The organism is Aporhodopirellula aestuarii (genome assembly GCF_023701485.1).
GTDB classification, from domain to species: domain Bacteria; phylum Planctomycetota; class Planctomycetia; order Pirellulales; family Pirellulaceae; genus Rhodopirellula; species Rhodopirellula aestuarii.
Window position 1 is genome coordinate 33,229 of record NZ_JAMQBK010000057.1, and the last position, 18,240, is coordinate 51,468.

The 18,240-nt window shown below is 57.5% G+C and carries 17 protein-coding genes; 8 read left to right on the forward strand and 9 right to left on the reverse strand.

All coding sequences use genetic code 11. The features are described 5' to 3' along the window. Positions 1-347 precede the first annotated feature (347 nt). A complete protein-coding gene (locus NB063_RS19865; protein WP_250930510.1) occupies positions 348-1,520 on the forward strand; it encodes an endonuclease/exonuclease/phosphatase family protein in 1,173 nt (390 codons plus the stop codon). A gap of 28 nt (positions 1,521-1,548) precedes the next feature. On the opposite strand, the gene NB063_RS19870 is transcribed toward NB063_RS19865, so the two are convergent. Both NB063_RS19870 and NB063_RS19875 read right to left on the reverse strand, forming a co-directional pair. After that, complete coding sequence (locus tag NB063_RS19870) at positions 1,549-2,400, reverse strand: MBL fold metallo-hydrolase (RefSeq protein ID WP_250930511.1); 852 nt, start codon at positions 2,398-2,400, stop codon at positions 1,549-1,551. Between the two features lie 56 nt (positions 2,401-2,456). Further along, positions 2,457-3,770, reverse strand: coding sequence for a glycosyltransferase family 4 protein (locus NB063_RS19875; RefSeq protein ID WP_250930512.1), 1,314 nt, complete (start codon positions 3,768-3,770; stop codon positions 2,457-2,459). A gap of 291 nt (positions 3,771-4,061) precedes the next feature. On the opposite strand from NB063_RS19875, the gene NB063_RS19880 reads away from it, so the two are divergent. Further along, on the forward strand, positions 4,062-5,696 hold the full coding sequence (locus NB063_RS19880) for a hypothetical protein (protein ID WP_250930513.1): 1,635 nt from the start codon (positions 4,062-4,064) through the stop codon (positions 5,694-5,696). A gap of 82 nt (positions 5,697-5,778) precedes the next feature. Here NB063_RS19880 and NB063_RS19885 read toward each other — a convergent pair whose 3' ends face one another. From NB063_RS19885 to NB063_RS19910, 6 genes are all read right to left on the reverse strand, one after another. Beyond that, positions 5,779-6,510, reverse strand: coding sequence for a 3-keto-disaccharide hydrolase (locus NB063_RS19885; RefSeq protein ID WP_250930514.1), 732 nt, complete (start codon positions 6,508-6,510; stop codon positions 5,779-5,781). Between the two features lie 290 nt (positions 6,511-6,800). Beyond that, positions 6,801-7,253, reverse strand: a complete 453-nt coding sequence (locus tag NB063_RS19890) for a DUF420 domain-containing protein (protein ID WP_250930515.1) — start codon at positions 7,251-7,253, stop codon at positions 6,801-6,803. 123 nt (positions 7,254-7,376) lie between these two features. After that, positions 7,377-8,051: an SCO family protein gene (locus NB063_RS19895; RefSeq protein ID WP_250930516.1), complete on the reverse strand. Its 675-nt coding sequence runs from the start codon at positions 8,049-8,051 to the stop codon at positions 7,377-7,379. 55 nt (positions 8,052-8,106) lie between these two features. Continuing rightward, positions 8,107-8,970, reverse strand: a complete 864-nt coding sequence (locus tag NB063_RS19900; protein WP_250930517.1) for an ABC transporter permease — start codon at positions 8,968-8,970, stop codon at positions 8,107-8,109. Between the two features lie 254 nt (positions 8,971-9,224). After that, the gene (gene groL / locus NB063_RS19905) at positions 9,225-10,844 is read right to left on the reverse strand and encodes a chaperonin GroEL (RefSeq protein ID WP_250930518.1); all 1,620 of its coding nucleotides are present in this window, start codon (positions 10,842-10,844) and stop codon (positions 9,225-9,227) included. 57 nt (positions 10,845-10,901) lie between these two features. Further along, positions 10,902-11,219 (reverse strand): co-chaperone GroES, encoded by a 318-nt coding sequence (locus tag NB063_RS19910; RefSeq protein WP_250930519.1) that lies wholly within the window; start codon positions 11,217-11,219, stop codon positions 10,902-10,904. A gap of 479 nt (positions 11,220-11,698) precedes the next feature. On the opposite strand from NB063_RS19910, the gene NB063_RS19915 reads away from it, so the two are divergent. Continuing rightward, a complete protein-coding gene (locus NB063_RS19915) occupies positions 11,699-12,658 on the forward strand; it encodes a phosphatase PAP2 family protein (RefSeq protein ID WP_250930520.1) in 960 nt (319 codons plus the stop codon). A gap of 7 nt (positions 12,659-12,665) precedes the next feature. Here NB063_RS19915 and NB063_RS19920 read toward each other — a convergent pair whose 3' ends face one another. After that, a complete protein-coding gene (locus tag NB063_RS19920; RefSeq protein ID WP_250930521.1) occupies positions 12,666-13,358 on the reverse strand; it encodes a hypothetical protein in 693 nt (230 codons plus the stop codon). A gap of 370 nt (positions 13,359-13,728) precedes the next feature. On the opposite strand from NB063_RS19920, the gene NB063_RS19925 reads away from it, so the two are divergent. The 5 genes from NB063_RS19925 (at position 13,729) to NB063_RS19945 (ending at position 18,198) form a co-directional block, all read left to right on the forward strand. Then, entirely contained in the window at positions 13,729-14,607 is an 879-nt protein-coding gene (locus NB063_RS19925; protein ID WP_250930522.1) for a hypothetical protein, read from the forward strand. Positions 14,608-14,765: 158 nt separating this feature from the next. Continuing rightward, positions 14,766-15,488, forward strand: coding sequence for an arginyltransferase (locus NB063_RS19930; protein WP_250930523.1), 723 nt, complete (start codon positions 14,766-14,768; stop codon positions 15,486-15,488). A 118-nt stretch (positions 15,489-15,606) separates the two neighbouring features. Continuing rightward, positions 15,607-15,888, forward strand: a complete 282-nt coding sequence (locus NB063_RS19935; RefSeq protein ID WP_250930524.1) for a CPXCG motif-containing cysteine-rich protein — start codon at positions 15,607-15,609, stop codon at positions 15,886-15,888. Between the two features lie 4 nt (positions 15,889-15,892). Continuing rightward, on the forward strand, positions 15,893-16,783 hold the full coding sequence (locus NB063_RS19940; RefSeq protein ID WP_250930525.1) for a 2-phosphosulfolactate phosphatase: 891 nt from the start codon (positions 15,893-15,895) through the stop codon (positions 16,781-16,783). Beyond that, positions 16,780-18,198: an ATP-grasp domain-containing protein gene (locus NB063_RS19945; protein WP_250930526.1), complete on the forward strand. Its 1,419-nt coding sequence runs from the start codon at positions 16,780-16,782 to the stop codon at positions 18,196-18,198. Before NB063_RS19940 ends, NB063_RS19945 begins: the two co-directional genes overlap by 4 nt. The last annotated feature ends 42 nt before the right edge of the window (positions 18,199-18,240 follow it).

Sequence of the window (18,240 nt, forward strand, 5' to 3'; positions counted from 1 at the left end):
CGGAACTCGCAAAGCCTCGGTCCGGCCTACAGTTCGCGGCAGTTTCGCCAGATGATTCCTGCAGACCTGCTTAACCCCTCGGGGACGCTGTCGCCGCCCCAGGCCAACGTGAGCACCGCGTCTCCGGTCGTGAAACACACCTCAGCGGCGTTGTTTGTTGTGTCACGTCAAAACTGACCTTGCGAGGCGTTCGCCGGATTGGCTAGTCGAGTGTCACGCGTGGTCAGCTGATTTATTGGGGAACGTGCCGAAATCGATGAAGGTCCAGGATGGATCGATCGGTTTCGTCAACTGCTTCATCACCGGATGATGAGCATCAGCGACCAGACTGAGGCAAGGAAGCCGACGTGGTTAAGTGGTTATGGTCCATCATTTGGGGAAAGAAAAGCTCGCGACGGCGTAGTAAGAATGGTGCTGCGTGGTCGGTTTTTCGCTGGTTCACACCCGGTCTGACAATCACCGGGGTACTCGCGGCAATCGTTGCGGCGATTACCGGGCAAGTGAATCTGCCGTCACTCGATTCGCTGCGCGGTACGGAACCTCCCGTCTACGAAGACCCGGTCACGTCCGCGGTTGCGTCGACACCCTCACCGCTGCAGCCAACCGGTTATGCACAACCACGGGCGACAGCGGAGAGTGTTGCGTCGCGGAAAATTTCGCCCGTCGGTTTGAGTCCGACGACGCAGATGGACAACGGACGGAAGTCGTTGACGGCGATCCGCGTGGCGACTTTTAACATCAAAGTCTTTGGTGATAAAAAATCGAGCGACGCAGCGGTGATGCAGCGACTCGCGGCGGTGTTCATGCAATTTGATATCGTGGCGGTCCAAGAAATTCGAGGCGATCCGGACCTTCCGATCAACCGACTGCTGACAGAGATTGCACGCCAAGGTGGGCGTTATCGTGCCGTCCATGGCCCGCCGATTGGGCGCACTTCGCAAACCGAATGTTACGGATTCGTGTGGGACCAAGACCGTATCGATCTCGTGCCGCAATCCGATTACATGATCGACGATCGTGCCGATCGGATGCATCGTGAACCGATGGTTGCTAGTTTTCAGAGTCGTGTCGCACCGATCGATTCGCGATTACCGTTTCGATTTACCATGATCAATGTCCACACGGATCCCGATTTGGTTCGTGGGGATGACGGCTCGAACGAATTGAACGTACTCGATGATGTCTTCCAGAGCGTGCGTAACTTTGAATATGAAACCACGGGCGAAGAAGACTTTCTCTTGGTCGGTGATCTGAATGTCGATGTCGGGAAACTCGCCGAACTCGGTCAGATTCCCGGGGTCGTTTCGCTTGTTGGTGACGTTCCTACTAACACGCTCAAAACGAAAACTTACGATCACATCTTAATCGATTCGCGAGTGACCACCGAATACGTCAGACGGTCTGGTGTTTTTGATCTCGAGAGTTTCTTTGGGATTGATCAATCCGAAGCGTTGAAACTGAGCGACCACTTACCCGTGTGGGCGGAGTTCAGCGTGTACGAGTCGCCTCGTCAGTTTTAGATCCGCTGCGGTACCGAGTCGTCAGCCTTTATTGCGATAGTGGTAAACGCAAACCGTCGTAGGCCAGATGAACTCCATCGGGAAGTTGTTGCTCGACGACGCCGTGATCCAGATCGTGGCAAATGTGAGTCAGGAAGGCCGATCGCGGTTTCACTTCGCGGATCACCTCCAGTGCTTCATCGACGCTGAAATGGGTCGGGTGCGATTTGTATCGTAAGGCGTCGATCACCAATGTATCAACGCCTCGTAGCCGCTCGATCGAATCAGGCGGGATGTAGTTCGTGTCGGTGCAATAGGCGAAGTTGCCGATCCGGAAACCGAGTACATCAAAGTGCGGTCCATGACGCATCGGAATGGGGGTCGCTTCGACGCCGAGCACCTCGAACGGATCATGTGTGATTCGTTCGAAGCACAATTGAGGCCTCGAGCCGGGGTGTGTCTGGGTGCGATTGGTGAATGCGTAATCGTAAACGCGGCGGATGCGATCCTCGACGTCCGGTTCACAGTACAGCGGGATGGCGTGGCCGAGCTGAAAGGGAAACAGACGCAGGTCGTCCAGGCCGTAGAGGTGATCGACGTGTTCGTGGGTGAACAATACCGCGTGAACGAGTGAGATCTTTTCTCGCAGTAGTTGCGACCGTAGGTCCGGCGGTGTGTCGATCAACAAATTGCCTGCGGGCAAGCGGACGACGATCGCACATCGGGTGCGGTTGTTGCGGGGATCGTCGCTCGTGCAGACGTCGCAGTGGCATCCCAAAGACGGGACGCCGACACTCGTCCCCGTTCCCAGGAAGATGACCTCGGGTTGGAATGGTTGGGTTGGGTCGTTTGTTTGGTCTGGCGTGGTCGCGGTGCCGGTGCGATTTTCGTGGAGTGTCATAGCGACCAATCGTACCGATAGGTGCAGGATTCTACCACGCGGGGTCGCGTGCGATGCTAGACGAGCAATTTGCGATAGAGTTCCGCGGTGGCGCGGGCCATGGCGACATCGCTGAAGAATTCGGCATGCCGGGCGGCTGCGGCTTCGGCCATCGTGTCCCAATCGTGCTTGCCTGTGACGAACGCTTCGATTTGGTCGGCGAGTGAGTCGGGGTCGCGTGGTTCGGCGAGCAGGCCTTCGATTCCATGCCGGATGGCTTCCGGGGTTCCCTCCACCCTGGTCGCGATGACCGGAAGTGCGGCGGCCATTGCTTCGAGAACCACCATCGGGAGGCCTTCGCCAAATAGGCTCGGCAGGACCATCGCGTCGAGGCGGGACAGTTCTTGGGGGACGTTGTTGGTAAAACCGACCCATTCGACGTGGGGCCCGAGCTGCAATTCGCTGATTTGTCGATCGATTTTGTTGCGGTACGCGTCGGTCTCGAAGGGACCGATGCAGCGGAGCTTGACGTCATGGCCGCGGTGGATGACCCGCGAGAGTGCGTCGAGAACGACTTCGAGCCCTTTGCGATTACGCATCAACGCGATCATGCCGATGGTCCATGTTCCGCCAATGATGGGATGTCGTGTTCGATCAGGTCGAATCGCGGGCACGCCGTTGTGAACCACGGTGACGCGATCGGGCGAGTGTCCGGTGCGGATGAGTTCCTCGCGGAGGCTGTTGGAAACGCACACGACGTGGGCGCAATTGGCGAGTGAGCGTTTTTCGATCCAGGCGTTGACCCGGTTGCTGATCATGCGTTCGCAATCCCGCGACGCCGGGCTGTGCACGTGATAGACCCAAGGCACCCCGGATAACCTTGCTGCGGCCGACGCGAGCATGGCGGTGCGTGGTGTGTGGGCATGCAACAATTGGTAGTTTTCGTTTTGAACGATCTCGGCGAGTCGTTTGGCCTGGAACACATCCCACTTGCCTCGCATGGTGATGCGATATCCGTGCCCCCACTTTTCTCCTGGGGGAAGGTCGCTCCGTTCGTCGAGCATGTCTGCAAAGCGTCCAGGTTTGACGCACGCGAAATCTGCTGCCACGCCTTCCGCTGGCAAGCAACGACCGAGATGCGATTGGACGCGTTCGGCACCCGAGAAGTGTTCACCATTGACGACGTGCAAAACGCGTACGGTCTGCGGAGGGAGAGGCTGATTGCCGGTGGGTTCGCTGCCTTGACGCATCGCTGCGTCGGTCGACTGTGCTTGGTCGCTGTCCTTGACCGGTGGTCGAACGAGCATCCGGACGGTCGCGGGGCACGACTCATCGATTGGGGAGAGGGGCGTTGGTGCGGAAGTAAAATTGCTGGGGAGGCTCGGGGTCATGACTTCGGTATCCAACATGAAAACGCGGGCATGCCGATGATCGTGCACGCGGTAATGGGATGGCAGGGTTTCTGCGGAAAGCGTTGGTCACGCTGTCATGCGGGGCGAACCGAACTCGCTCCTCCCCCAATCGAAGAGGGGAATTGATGATGGATGATGAGGGTTGTAGCGAAGACACCGAGCGAGTTGTTGGTAAGATACTGCCGCGCCCGCCGCTCTGACCGCGTCGGCGTTTACTGATGAAACACTGATGCCCCATTCAGGCCACTTTTGCAGAATATGGAACGCTCGATGGATACCGACGCTGCCCGCACGATTCGCTATCGGCGGATGGCGGCGATGGGCGTGTTTGTGGTGGCGTTTTTGTTGAGATGGCCGTCTTGCGGTGAAAGTTTTTGGGTGGACGAACTGCATACGGCATGGTGCGTTTTCGCGGATTTGAGCGACGTCGGATGGCGTGCGGAGAGCGGCAACCAACAGAACGGATATTTTTATGCCCTGAATGCTTGGTATCGGGGCGTGCCGGCGGCGATGGAGTCGTTTTATGGCGTGGAAGCCATGTTGCGACTGACCAGCGTTTTATTCACGTCGATTTCGGCGGCGTGGTTGGTGTCGATGATCGCTCGCGTGAGCGGTAGCTTGATCGGTGGCGTGACCGCAGGTCTGGCAATGTGTTTTGAGAGCAACGCGGTGTTCTTTGGTACCGAACTGCGTCCCTATGCGGCGGTGTTGTTTTTGGCGACAGCGATGTTGAGCTTAATCGCGAGAATGATCGAACAGAACGCTGTGATGGTACGCGAGCACGGGGCCAGGAATGATCTGCGGAGTTTGCGTTCGAGTTTGATTGGTCGCGGTTTGCTGCACGGTTTGGTGATGTTCGCCGCCGCGTTGCATGTCACGTCACTCACCGTACTTGCGCCGTTATTGCTGATGTTCGCTGTTTGTGATTGGTGGATGCGGCGAGAAGATGTGACGGCAAGGAAGGCCTCGATGCTGATCCACGGATGCGCTGGACTGCTTTGGTTGGTTGTGGCGGTGTGGTGGTTTACCGAGCACGAATCGTTGTGGCAATCGCGAAGTGCGTGGACGTCATTCGCGATGGTGAAATCATGGCGTGATGTTTGGACGTTGTGGCCGTGGATGTCGCTGCTGATCATGCCCCTCGTTGTGTGCTTCATCCAATGCGTTCGGAACCATTCGTCGGTCGAAGCGGTGAATCGCGATCCGGCAGCCCTTACGCTTGCCGTGCTTATATCGGTGGTGGTCGGTGCGACGTTCGCGTGTTTCCTTTTATCGTCCGTTGGTGGAGTCGCGTTGTGGCATCGTCGTTATCTGATCGCATCGCTGCCTCTGTTGTGTGCGGCGCTTGGAATCACGATCGGGCTCCTCTCACGCCGGCGTGGTGTGGAGTCAGAGGGTGGTCGGGGTGGCGCGTTATTGGCTGTGGTTGTCGCGGCTGCTTGTTTGCTGGTAATGATTTTCCAGCAGGGAACGCTTCGCAAGTTGGGTCGCGGTGATTTTCGTTTCGCGCGACGGGGCGAAGATTGGAGGTCGGCGGTGGCATTGGTGCGAGAGGTTGCGCAGCCCGGTGACGTGGTCTGGGTGGACGCTGGGCTGATCGAACAAAAGGGACAGCCCACGATCATCACCGATCCGAAATTGGAAGAGTATTTCCGATATGTGGTCGGTGGCCCCTATGAAATCGGCAACGAGGTGGAGCCGGTCGGTGTAGGCGATCATGCGGTGGAGGCGTGGTTGAAGCTTCACGCTTTGACGGCCCTGCCGAATGATGCATCTGGGAGCGTTGCCCCAGCGGTTGCCCTGCTGACGCGGCAGCGATCGCCGTTGTTGCAGGCCCTGCCCACCGGGGTTGCGGATCGACGATTTGGAGGGGTGACGGTTCTGTTCCGTCAGGGAAGCCTGTAGGAGAATCGCTTGAGCAAAAAAAATGCGAATCCCTGCAATGCCGCAGGGATTCGCATCGAAGCGATGTGGATGTTAGCGAGGCTTACAGAGGTCGCACCCGGATATTGCGATACGAGACTTCGTCGTTGTGGTCTTGCAAGCAGATATGGCCCGTGGTCGCTTCGCCGAAGCCTTTCCACTTACCGAATTTGCTCTTTGCGACACGCGCGTTCCAGTCGTCGCTGCCCTTGACGAACTCGCTGTAGAGCACGCCGTTCAATTCGATCTGGCATTTTTCGGGAGTGATGATCACGCGAAGATGGTTCCACTCTCCGGCTGGTTTGGCTGCATCGGTTTCGCATGGGTAGAGCTGGTAGAGCCAACCGCTTTTTTGCGCGTCGTGGCCGCCAACGTGATCTTGGATCTGGATCTCAGGGCCGGTGTAATACGGTGGTTTGTCGGTTTCAACAACATGGAACATCACGCCGCTGTTCGCCGCGGGGGTGACTTTGAAGTCGAGTTCGAGTTCGAAGGCGGCGAATTTTTCGCGAGTGATCAGATTTTCGTTGCGGGCGCCTTTGCCCTGCTCTTTCGCTGAAATGCAAGTGAGGGCTCCGTCGGCAACTCGCCAACCAGTGGTCACCGAATCGTGGTTGTATTCACGCCACGCAGACAGTGACGCCGCGTCGGGGGAATTACCATCAAACAGCGTGATCCAGGGTGAGGGTTCCGTTGTCGTTTGTTCAGCGACGGAAGTGGAGCAGAGTTGTGTCGACCCAAGCAGGGCGGCGATCAACAAGGGCAGCAAAGCATGAAGGCGTGGCGTGCAACGCATGGCAGGTTCTCATGAGGTGGGAGGTGGGGAGGGAAGTCGAAGAGTCGCAGGTCAGTGTAATGGCCAGCTGACGCAAAGCAAATGTGCGTGCGAATCTTCGAAGTCGTTGAGAGGGGACAGTGTATGGCCCGGTGACTCACGTGCGATCACCTTTTCGGAGGGTGAGGCGAGTGGACTTTTATCAAGAGTAGATGGCACCAAGTTGTCGAGAGTCACGCCCTCATTTCTGGATTCTCGCCAGAAAATGCGCTGTTGGGCGTTTCGCAATACTTTGCCAGCGGCCAGGAGTCCTACGCGTAGAGTTGGTACAGCATTAGGTAGACGAGTACGCCTGTTACCGAAACGTACATCCAAATCGGGAAGGCGAATCGAACCCATTTTTTGTGGGCGACGATCCGGCCGTTCTTGGCTAGGTAGATTGCCCGCATCGCAAGAACGGGAACCGCGATCGCCAGCAGGATGTGGGGGATGAGGATCGAGAAGTAAGTGATCCGGGCTGCCTGTGGCGCATCGGTTGGAAAAGGCCGATTCCACTGGCCTGTCGATTGGAACAACGCCAGTTTGTGGAACAGGTAGCAGGCCAGGAACGCGACGCTGACGAGAAACGCATTGACCATGAGTTTCTTGTGCTTTTTGGCTCGCCCATTCTTAATGTTCCACAGCCCCATGGCTAGCAACACGGTGGCGAGGATGTTGAGGGCCGCGTTGAGGTGTGGCAGGTTATTGGCGAGCGTGTCCCACATAGCTGTTTCCGCTGGGGTTGGAAAGAAAACGCCAATCGTAGCGGAACGGGGCTGTGCTTTCGATCCGGGCTGGAGTTTGGTATCGGAAAGCGGCGGGTTGAAAGCCGTTGCGTTGGTCGCAGGTTAGCCCGCGAGCATTTCAGCAATGCGTTCTTGAAGTGCCGCGAACTGTTTCTTTTCGGGCCAGTTGTAGAAGCCTTCCACTTTCCCGTCGGGATCAACCAGTACAAAACGTTCGGTATGGAACTGTTTGCTGACCGGTTGGCGAAAGATCTCCGCACCGATGCGTCGGATGTAGTTCAGGTCGCCGGTTAAGAACAGCCATTGGTCCTTGTCAGCACCGAAGCGAGCCGAGTACTCCTGGAGGACTTCGGGGGTGTCGGTTTCGGGGTCTACCGAGATCGCGACAAACTTCACGCCTTGGTCTTTGAACTTGTCTTGGAGTTCCTGAATCTTTTGGTTTTGTTGAACGCAAATGCTCGGGCAGGTGGAAAAGAAGAAGCTGACGACATAGGGGGCACCCTTGAGGTCTTCGCTGCTGAGCTTTTCACCGCTGCGTTCGATCAATTCGAACCGGCTGAGCCATTCTTCGTCTTCGGGTGGTTTGGTCGGGGTGCCGTTTTCAATGTCTTCGGGTTTCAGCGATGCATTGTCGGCGATTGCGTTTTCGTTTCCGTAGACGATATCGCCGGGCCCAGGGCCTGTTGCAGGTCCCGGTGCGGATTGCATTTGGCGAATGACGAGGCCCGCGAAGACGCCGGCGGCCAGGATCAGGATAACGTTGAGAGCGGTTTTCATTGTGTTTTTCGTTTTGGTTGCACAGGATGGTTCGCCCGTGTGGGAAGGCAACTCACTACACCATGGTATCGGCGCGGCGACTGCCTCGCATCAAATACCACGCGAGTGCGACAGTCAGTCCGGTCGCGGCGAGGGTCACGGACCAGCACAGGCTCGAGCTCGGTGCGAAGCCTGCTGAGGATAGATCAAGGTTTGGGTTAATCAACCGCCTGAGCTCGACCATCGAGTAGCTCAGTGGATTGGCTTGCATTACACCCGCCAACGCCCAGCTGCCCCAGCTTCCGTCCGTCGCCGGACCGCTCGGGCTCCAGGCAGGGATCGGGAAAAATGTGCCTGCGAGCAACCACATCGGCATTAGCCCGAGCATCATGATCGCATGAAATCCTTGGGTGCTCTCCATCGGCCATGCCACGATCATCCCGAGCGCACACATGGCGATTGCGATCAGCGCCAGTAGCAGCATCAGCATCGGGAACGACGCTGAGATCGTCGGCAGCGTCGATGATTGCGTGACCGCGCCGACGAGGTAGACGAGGCCTAGAAACATGAGTGCCTGCACCCACGCGATTGCACCGCCACCGAGGACTTTGCCGAGCAGTACGGGGAATCGTCCGGCGGGTGACACCAGGACGGACTGCATGAATCCTTCTCGCCGGTCTTCGATGACGGATATGGTCGCAAAGATCGCGGTGAACAGGACGATCAGGGCGACGGTGCCGGGCAGGAAGAACTGCATGAAGTTCTCGCCACCGGCGGAGGCAAACGACCCGCTCAGGCCGGTTCCAAAAAGCATCCAAAAGAGCAGCGGCTGGAGAACTGCCGCGGTGACGCGATTCCGCTGGCGAAAAAAACGCGTCCACTCACGTCGAGCCAGCATCCAGGCGGCGTTCATGCGGGACGATAAGGGCAGTTCGTTCATGTTGGGCTTGGTAGGGATCGTTTTGGGGGACACGTCACCACTGAGATCAACCGCCTATTGAAAACGTTGAGCCGTGAATTGGAAAGGGTTAATCCGGTGGGCTGCGACGAGTGGTTCGGTATCGAGGTTCATCGAAAAGCAACAAAAAACCCTCTCGCGTAGACGAGAGGGTTTTTCGATTGTAAGCATGCGGAGCAAACGTCACGGCTAAAACTCAGCCGTTAACTTTTGGCTCGGTGTATGTGGCGTTTTGCTCAATACATGTCGTGATCGCCACCGTGGCCACCCTTACCGGCTGGCTTTGGCTTCTCGGCGATCAACGCGTCACTGGTCAGCAACAGGGTTGCGACGCTGGCTGCGTTTCCGAGTGCGGTGCGGGTCACCTTGGTCGGGTCGATGACGCCAGCCTTGACGAGGTCTTCGTAGACGTCGGTGAGGGCGTTGTAGCCTTCGTTGCCCTTCATGGCGAGGACTTTTTCACACACGATGCCACCGTCTTGGCCAGCATTTTCGCTGATCATGTGCAACGGTGCACGGCATGAACGCAGGACGATGTTGTAACCAATCAGTTGATCGTGGGTCAGCGTGTCGGCAGGTTTCACCTTGCCCGAGGCACGCAACAGGGCGACGCCACCACCAGGAAGGATGCCTTCTTCGACGGCAGCGCGGGTTGCGTGCAGTGCGTCTTCGACACGAGCCTTCTTCTCTTTCATTTCGCTTTCGGTTGCCGCACCGACGTTCACCTTGGCAACACCACCGGCGAGTTTCGCCAGACGCTCTTCGAGTTTTTCGCGGTCGTAATCGCTGGTGCAGTTCTCGATTTCGCGGCGGATTTGAGCGATCCGAGCTTGGATGTCGGCGGTCTTGCCGGCACCTTCGATGATCGTGGTGTTGTCCTTGTCGATGATGACCTTCTTGGCACGACCGAGTTGTGGCAGGTCGACGCTGTCGAGCTTGACACCGAGTGCTTCGAAGATGGCATGGCCACCGGTGAGAATCGCGATGTCTTCCATCATGGCTTTACGGCGATCGCCGTAGCCAGGGGCCTTCACGGCGGCGACGGTGAACGTGCCGCGGAGGCGGTTGATGACGAGGGTCGCGAGTGCTTCGCCGTCGACGTCTTCAGCGATGATCAGCAGTGGCTTGCCTTGTTGCACGACTTTCTCGAGCATCGGCACCATGTCTTTGATGTTGCTGATCTTCTTTTCGTAGACGAGCACGTAAGCGTCTTCGAGGACGACTTCCATGCTGGTCGGGTCGGTGACGAAGTAAGGCGACAGGTAGCCGCGATCGAACTGCATCCCTTCGACCCATTCTTGTTCGGTTTGAAGGCTCTTGCCTTCGTCGACGGTGATCACGCCGTCCTTGCCGACTTTGCTCATCGCGTCGGCGAGCAGGTCACCGATTTCGCGATCGTTGTTGCTGGCGATCGTTGCGACGTTGGCCATCGCTTCTTTGTCTTTGACCTTGACGGCCATCGTGTGAAGGTGGGCGGTGATGTCGGCAACTGCCGTTTCGATACCGCTCTTCATTTGGATCGGGTTGACACCGGCGACAACGGCTTTGAGGCCTTCGTTGAAGATCGCTTCGGCCATCACGGTTGCGGTGGTCGTTCCGTCACCAGCAACGTCGCTGGTTTTCGAAGCGACTTCGCGGACCATGCGAGCGCCCATGTTTTCGTATGGGTCTTCGAGGTCGATTTCCTTGGCGACGGTCACGCCGTCTTTGGTGACCGTTGGGCTGCCGAAGCTCTTTTGCAGAATGACGTTACGACCCTTGGGGCCGAGCGTGACTTTGACGGCACGAGCGAGTTTGCCAACACCGCGGCGGATCGCTTCGCGGGCTTCTTGATCGAATGCAATGATTTTAGGCATGGTGAACTAAAAGTGTGGAAAGGTTGGGGTTTTGGTAAGGATGGGGCGTGAGTGGGTCTAGCCGATGACGGCGAGCACATCGTCTTCACGCATGAGCAAATATTCGACGTCGTCGATTTCGACGGTTTCGCCGGCATAGCTGCTGAACAGGACGCGGTCACCGGCGGTCAATTGACTCGGGGCACGGGTGCCGTCATCGAGTTGTTTACCGGTGCCGATCGCAACCACGGTGCCGCGAGCGGGCTTTTCCTGAGCGGAGTCCGGCAGCACGATTCCGCCAGCGGTGGTGCTTTCGCGCTCTTCACGTTGAACGACGATACGTTCGCCAAGGGGTTGCAAACGAATTTTCGAAGCCTTCTTCGTGGCAGTTGCCATATCCGTGAGACCTTTCAGTAAGGGGGCAGATTGGGGAGATGTGTGAGTTACAAAGGAACGAGCGACCCGAAGGGCGATCGACCTGATCAGGGTATGATTGCTGCAATTTGGCACTTCGTCGCCGGCTGTTTCTTCGGCGCGAACACCCATCTAGGTCATTGTGGCAGCGACCATCGTTTGATCGCCGCTAATGAGCAATCGGCGTGCCACGAGCTGTTTTACGGCCGTAAGTGTTTCTTGATAAAGGAGTTAGCGTGATTCTCGCGGATGCGGGTTGGGGCCGCTTCACCAGATTGGCAGGCGTCGGGCTGGAACAACGTGCGGGGACGTTTGGCAGGACTGAGATTGAGGCAGTTTGCCCGGCCACAAGGCCTGAGGTGACGCAACTGACCTTTCATCGTGACAGGGGAATTCGGTACCCATCGAGTCGACGTATCGCGTCGTGAATGCCACAAAAGCTCGATCAGAAGGAAACTCCCTTGGATCGCCCCACCTCCGAGTCCTCCCGGCCTGAAAACCGTATTCCTGCGAGTCCACGCTTGAATCCTCCGTCCACCGACTCGTCCGCGCCACGTGCGAAATCGCACCGGGCCGCGGCAGCGACCACCGCGAACGAGGCCGCGACGATTTATCGTCCGGTGACGCTTGTCTACATGGCAGCGATCATGTTGTTGATGGTGCCCGTGTTGACGTTGGTCGACACGAGTGTGGCGAGGTATTTTGAAAAATCACCACTGTCCAACGAATTGGTTTCGGCGCTCGAATTATCGCTGGTGTTTTCGCACGGGACGGGAGTGTTCCTCGTGCTGCTGAGCATCATGCTGCTCGCTCCGAGACTTCGCTGGCAAATCCCCCGTCTGGCAACACTCGCATTGGGAGGTGGTGCGCTGGCTACGATTACCAAAATGTTCGTGCTGCGGCCGCGGCCGAGCAGCTTGAATTTGGAATACGTGGGCAGCGAATCGGCATGGTTGTGGGCGATTGATTGGAACCTTAGCGAGATCGCTGCCTTTGAAGCCAGTTCGCGTGCGTTCCCCAGCGGCAATGTCGTCACCGCCACCGCGCTGACGATCGGGTTGTGGATTTTGTTGCCGCGTGGTCGCGTGCTTTTTGCAACGATTTGGGCTGGGGTGCTGTTGCAGCGGCTTAGCACCGGTAGCCATTTCCTAAGTGACGCTTGCGGCGGAGTCGCGATCGGGTTGCTGTGGGCGTTTGTTTGTTATCACCCGAAACTGATGGGAACGCTCTTTGATCGAATGGCTCCCGAGCCTCGCCGTCGGAGAAGAAGCGAGCCGGCGGTCGCTCCGGTGGTCGCTGAAAGCGAGCGGATTGCGTTGACCGCAGGTGAAAAGCCGAGTGATGAGAAGTCAGACGACAGGCGTGTCGTTTCCATTGAGTCGGGGCGAGATCAGCCAGACGTGAAGGAACGCGCCGCATAGCGTTGGCTCAAGCTGTTTCTGAGACGCCTTTGACGACGGGTTTGCGTCCGGACGCGATGCGAAGCAGCGTCGCATGGGTCGGCAGATAGATGGCGATCGGTAGTCCGATCAGCATCATGCTCAGCCACGCCCATGAAGGCATGTGGCCTTGCGGAGCATCACTGCTCATCCCGTACACATAATTGACGTTGCGCGGCTGGTTTGCGAACTCCAGTGCATCTCCTGGTACCGGCAAGAAGTGGTAGCTGACCAGCATCGCGGCCCAGGCGACGATCGTCCAGGCCCAGAATGCTCGGCGGTCGTAGCCCAGTTTCATTACCAGACCGATCAGCAAGATCGGCAGCCAAAAGTGAAAAAACGAGAGGCCTCGGGCGAACATCGATATTTCTGAATTGAACATGTAGCCCGTCATGCCGGTCACGGGCAAGTTCATCAGGTTGCCGAGAAAGTCGACTTGCCAGAGGAGTTGTGGGAGGGTGATTCCGACCGCGGCCATCGACGCGAGGATCGGTTTCTCGGTCCAAACGGCGGCTAGGGTCAGGAACAACGCGATGTCGCAAAAGTAGACGAAATTGGTCGGCCCATATTCGATCCAGTAATACGGAACCAGCACGGCCATGAAGGCGGTGAACGCCAGTTTCAAAACCAGCGGCAGTTTGCGTGTGGTGGCGGCTTCGGTTGGAAAAGTGGTGTCGGGCATGATCATTCCAGTGGCGAAGGGTGTCTGAATGCGGTGACGGAGGCGTTATCGGGGGACTACTCACTGGTGCCCGAGTGGCGCGTCTTGTTGCGCGAGAACGCCTCGGATTTTTGAAAAACGCAACACGTGTCGTCAAAATGCAACACGGTCCGATCTTCTTCGGCTCCGTAGCCGATCGCTGCAAGTCCTTTTTGTGCATAGGTTTGCGTTGGTTCTTTTCGGTTTGGATGGGGCGTTGCCGGACGTGGGTACAGGGTGTGCATATGCAGTCGGGTTCGTATCCGGGGGGATGATGCATTGGGGGCGGTGCAGACGCAGTCGCTGTTTGCATCGCAATCCGTTCGATTCCACTGTGCCCTCCACGCTCCCTATGCACGTTGTTCAACTCGCCGAACTTGCCGCCGTGATTGCCCATCATGGGCCTGCGCTGCTGTATCGGCACTCCTCTATTCCTCCCGAAGCCATCAACAGTTATTGGAAGGCGTCCCGTGTTCGATTGGAGCTCTGGCATCAAACGCTCGCCCGATTCAATCGTGCGAAAAACAGCGGCAACCACTACCGGATGCGTTGTTGGTGGCAGGACCACACTGGAGTGCTCGAGGAGATTCTTGCCAGCGAGCTGTTGACTCGAGTCGTCGCCGCGATCGCCGAAGGCAGCGATCGGGCTGGGGGACGCGACGAGTTTTCCCCCATCGCGCAGGCGATTTACCTTTCGCACTTGGAGGCTCGCAATCGGGTGCAGGCGGCGATCTTGGATCGGCGTGGGTGCACGGTCAGCGATGCCGTTCGCCTGAACCGGCTGCGTTGCATGATCGAGCGATGGATTGATGTTCTGATCGGACAGCTCGCCGGATATGACTCGGCGTTGGTGCGTTACGGAATTGACGTTGAACGCACGGCTTCGTACGCCAAGGATGTCGAATTGATGGCGTCTGCGCCGACGCGAGAAACGATCACGTGGTTGACCCGGGCGTCGATGACCGACGCGATTCGGCAAAAGGTGGCCAAGAATGCTTCGTTGCCGCAGGCTAACCGGGACGTCGCCGACAGCGCGCTGTTGATCTTACGTCCGGACATGTTCGACAGCGTGGGGGCGTTGAAATCGTTGTGGATGCATCGCATTGAAAACGATTCGGATCGGACGGACTACATGATTACCGAGTATTTACGTCCGGACGTGGACGAGTCTCCGACCGCCTCAGCGTTTGACATGATTCACGCCGCGGCGCTTGCTCAGTGGTTTCGGTGAGCCTGGACGTTGCGGCGGGGTCTGCGATTTCTCATACGAACCGTGCTGGTGGGTTTGTAGACTTGCGAGTTTGGTAGAATGAGACGCGGATTGGTCGTGTTTCGGTTCTCGCTCGGGTGCTCGGTTTCGTGTCGTCGTCTACTTCCGATGGATTCCCAGTGCAGTCTTTGCCGGTCCGCGGCCGGTTGGTGCAGGTGCAGGATTCGTTGTCGGATTGCCCGTACATCGATGCAACGGTCGCGCGAATGCCTCTGCACTACCCGATCAGAGGGCTCAGCGGCGCGGACGTCGATATGTTGCTCGACGGAGGTTTTCGTCGCAGCGGCACGCTGTTGTATTACACGCGGTGTGCTCCCTGTCACGCGTGCGAGCCGACTCGGATCGAAGTGTCCAGGTTCCATCTCAGCGGTTCATTTAAGCGTGTGCTCCGCCGGGCTGAGAATGAACTCACGATGACCTGGCAATTGCCTGCCGTCGATGAGCAGCGGGTGGCACTTTACAACAAACATCGGGCGGAACGGGGCCTCGGTACCAGTCCCGCGATCGGCGTGTCCGAGTATCAGTCGTTCTTGACCGATTCGTGTTGGCCGACACTCGAATTGGAGATCCGCAAGGGCGATCGATTGATCGGAGTGTCGATCATGGACGTCGGCGACAACAGCATCAGCGCGGTGTACACGCATTTCGATCCCGATGCCTCACGATACAGCCCCGGGACACTGGCCGTGTTGAAGCAAATTCAGTGGGCATCGCAGCACAACCGTCGCTGGGCGTACTTGGGTTTGTACGTGAGCAGCAACCCGCACTTGAACTACAAGGCTCGATTTCTGCCTCAGCAGCGAATGCGTCACGGGAAATGGGAAGAAATCGATCGCGGTTAACCGTCGCGAACGTCACCGCAACGTCTCGCCTCGAGAATGTTCAACCGGTAGACTCACGGTAACGGATCGGCTGATTCACGGTCGGCTCTAACGGTGCGCATAACAGGATACCGATACGATGAGTGAAGACGATATCAACTTCGATGACGAGTCAAACGAAACGAGTTTGTCGAGCGGGGCGTTCGACGACGACGCAAATCTCGCGCATGTTGACGAGGATGCCACTTACATCTGCGACAATTGCGGCGAGGAAATCGTGATTCCGGTGGACCTGGCTGGTGGGCAGGATCAAACCTACGTCGAAGACTGTCCGGTGTGCTGCAGTCCGAGCGTGATCCATGTGCACGTCGATGACGATCATGTCGATGTGCGTGCCGAACCCGAACAGGACCGTTTTTGATCTGATGCAAATTGAAACTTGGTTGTGTCCCTCTGCGGTCGCTGATCATGAGCGATCCCGGGCTCGCGTCTGTGTTGTGATCGATGTACTACGGGCGACGACGGTGATCACCACCGCGATTGCGGCGGGAGCTCGATCCGTGACGACCTGTTTGGACATCGAGCAGGCATGGGAGATCAAACGAAACGCGGATCCGGACAACTCGCCGTTGTTGTGTGGTGAACGCGCCTGTCGACCGATCGAAGGATTCGACTACGGGAACTCGCCGAGTGAGTATTCACCGGCGGGAGTGAGTGGTCGTGAGCTTGTGATGACGACGACCAACGGCACGCGGGCGATTGAGGCGGCGTCGGACTGCGACGTGATGATGTTGGCATGCTTCGCAAACCTCAGCGCGGTGGCCGATGCGATCATCAGTGAAATGTCGGTCGGTTCGGAATCGAGTGCTGCGCCAAACCGGCAGTCTGACGCGACCGAGCAAGCAGGCCCGACCGAGCAGATGGCCGGCAGCGAACCGGTCCAGACCTCAGGTCGGTTGCGGATCGTCTGTGCCGGCACGGACGGCGCTGTGACGGGAGAAGACGTTTTGTTGGCGGGAGCATTGATCGCGGTCTGCCATCGAAAACTCAGCGATACGGCTCGGTTCTATGAGGGGCCGATTGATCTCGTCAATGATTCCGGTGCGATCGCGTTGGCTGCGTGGCAACACTGCATCACGCATGACAAGGTAGTGGATTCCGATTCGTTGGCCCGTCGTCTGGCAATGACAGACGGTGGGCGGAACATGGTCGCCGCTGGATACGAACAGGACCTCGTTGATTGTGGTAGCATCGACGTGTTTGACAGTGTCCCGCAACGTGATCGTGTTTCCCCGGCAAGGTTCGTTCTACGATGAATCCCTCGACTCCCGTCGATAGCCCGCACTTCGTAGATACTCACGGACAGATGCCGCCGATGTGGCCACGTCGAGCCATCTTCTTTGCGAATCTTCTGGGGCTGTTTTTTGGTAACGAGGCGCAGACGCGCGAGCTCAGCAAGGAGGTCGGGGAACTCGATTCCTATAGCGCCCGTTTGATTCCGATCTTAGATTTGCTGTTTGAAGGCCCCGACAACGTGTTGGTCGTCGAACGTCAACCGGATCAGGCGTTGTGTGATTACTTGTCCAACGATTTGAGGCTTTCGTTGCCGCGGATTTGCGTGTTGTTGCATGAGGAATACGTTCGCTTGGGGCGGTTGCTCGCGGAGAGTCCTGAATCGCCACTAAGCGACTTGTTGGACGCGGACCATCCTTTGGCGTCAATCGAGGTGGACGCGACCGAGACGTGGGCGGATGGGTATGTTACTGACGCGGTCTTGCCGCAGATCGCTGGTCGGTTGGGGTGTCGTACGATTTCTTCGACGCGCGCCAGTCAAGACGGCAACAACAAAGGATTGTTGCACCGGTTTCTCGTCAGCCAGGGTTTGCCTACGGTTGCGACGGAGTTCGCCGACGGGCCTGATGACGTTCGCGCTTGCGCCGAGCGGTTGCGCGATCAAGGGTTTGCCAGTGCCGTCGTGCGATCACAAATCGGTGCGTCCGGTGTCGGGATGATGAAATTGGCGGATCTGGGGGCTCTCGATTCGCTGCCCGCGGTGCCCGCCTATTTCTTTCACGAAGGCCCCTGTTTGGTACAAGGTTGGTTGTCACCGGGAATGATGGGGATCACCAATATTCTCAGCCCGAGCACGCAATTGTTTTTAGATGAAGATCACGTCTATGCCTTCGACATGACAGAGCAAATCCTGAGTGAGCACAATATCCACGAAGGAAATGAGTCACCGCCTCCGTACCTTGATCGTCTTCCCAACTTGCGTGATGAAACCATTCGGCAGGCCAAGGTGGTCGGGCGATGGCTCCATGAGACCGGGTACCGGGGAACGGCTAGCATCGATTGGTTGGTCGTTGAGCGTGAAGGCAAGTCCGAACCCGATGTGTACGTTTGCGAGATTAACGCGCGAGTAACCGGCGCGACGTATCCGTCTTTGTTGGCTAAGTATTTCCGTCCGTCAGGTGCGTGGTTGCTGCGGAACCTACGTTTGGCTCAACCGGTCACCTCTGCGGTTTTGTTGCGGACATTGGAAGAACGGGGACACCTGTTTCATTTGAAAGGTCGCGCCGGTGTGCTGCCTCTGAATTTTAACTTCGGTCGTGATGGTCTCGTTCACAAAGGACAGTTTATTTGCATCGGAGCGGATTCGCAGGAGTGTCACCGCTTCCTAAGTCAAGCCGAAGCGGACTTGCCGGGCGGTTGGATTGCCGACCGCGATTAGCCGGGACGGTCTGTCCCCGGCAACGTTAGCATCCTTAATTCT

Excerpts from the sequence above, each read along its gene's own strand:
- NB063_RS19870 (WP_250930511.1), bottom strand. The coding sequence starts at position 2,400 with ATGACACTCCACGAAAATCGCACCGGCACCGCGACCACGCCAGACCAA.
- NB063_RS19875 (WP_250930512.1), bottom strand. The coding sequence starts at position 3,770 with ATGACCCCGAGCCTCCCCAGCAATTTTACTTCCGCACCAACGCCCCTC.
- NB063_RS19880 (WP_250930513.1), top strand. The coding sequence starts at position 4,062 with ATGGATACCGACGCTGCCCGCACGATTCGCTATCGGCGGATGGCGGCG.
- NB063_RS19885 (WP_250930514.1), bottom strand. The coding sequence starts at position 6,510 with ATGCGTTGCACGCCACGCCTTCATGCTTTGCTGCCCTTGTTGATCGCC.
- NB063_RS19890 (WP_250930515.1), bottom strand. The coding sequence starts at position 7,253 with ATGTGGGACACGCTCGCCAATAACCTGCCACACCTCAACGCGGCCCTC.
- NB063_RS19895 (WP_250930516.1), bottom strand. The coding sequence starts at position 8,051 with ATGAAAACCGCTCTCAACGTTATCCTGATCCTGGCCGCCGGCGTCTTC.
- NB063_RS19900 (WP_250930517.1), bottom strand. The coding sequence starts at position 8,970 with ATGAACGAACTGCCCTTATCGTCCCGCATGAACGCCGCCTGGATGCTG.
- groL (WP_250930518.1), bottom strand. The coding sequence starts at position 10,844 with ATGCCTAAAATCATTGCATTCGATCAAGAAGCCCGCGAAGCGATCCGC.
- NB063_RS19910 (WP_250930519.1), bottom strand. The coding sequence starts at position 11,219 with ATGGCAACTGCCACGAAGAAGGCTTCGAAAATTCGTTTGCAACCCCTT.
- NB063_RS19920 (WP_250930521.1), bottom strand. The coding sequence starts at position 13,358 with ATGCCCGACACCACTTTTCCAACCGAAGCCGCCACCACACGCAAACTG.
- NB063_RS19925 (WP_250930522.1), top strand. The coding sequence starts at position 13,729 with ATGCACGTTGTTCAACTCGCCGAACTTGCCGCCGTGATTGCCCATCAT.
- NB063_RS19935 (WP_250930524.1), top strand. The coding sequence starts at position 15,607 with ATGAGTGAAGACGATATCAACTTCGATGACGAGTCAAACGAAACGAGT.
- NB063_RS19940 (WP_250930525.1), top strand. The coding sequence starts at position 15,893 with ATGCAAATTGAAACTTGGTTGTGTCCCTCTGCGGTCGCTGATCATGAG.
- NB063_RS19945 (WP_250930526.1), top strand. The coding sequence starts at position 16,780 with ATGAATCCCTCGACTCCCGTCGATAGCCCGCACTTCGTAGATACTCAC.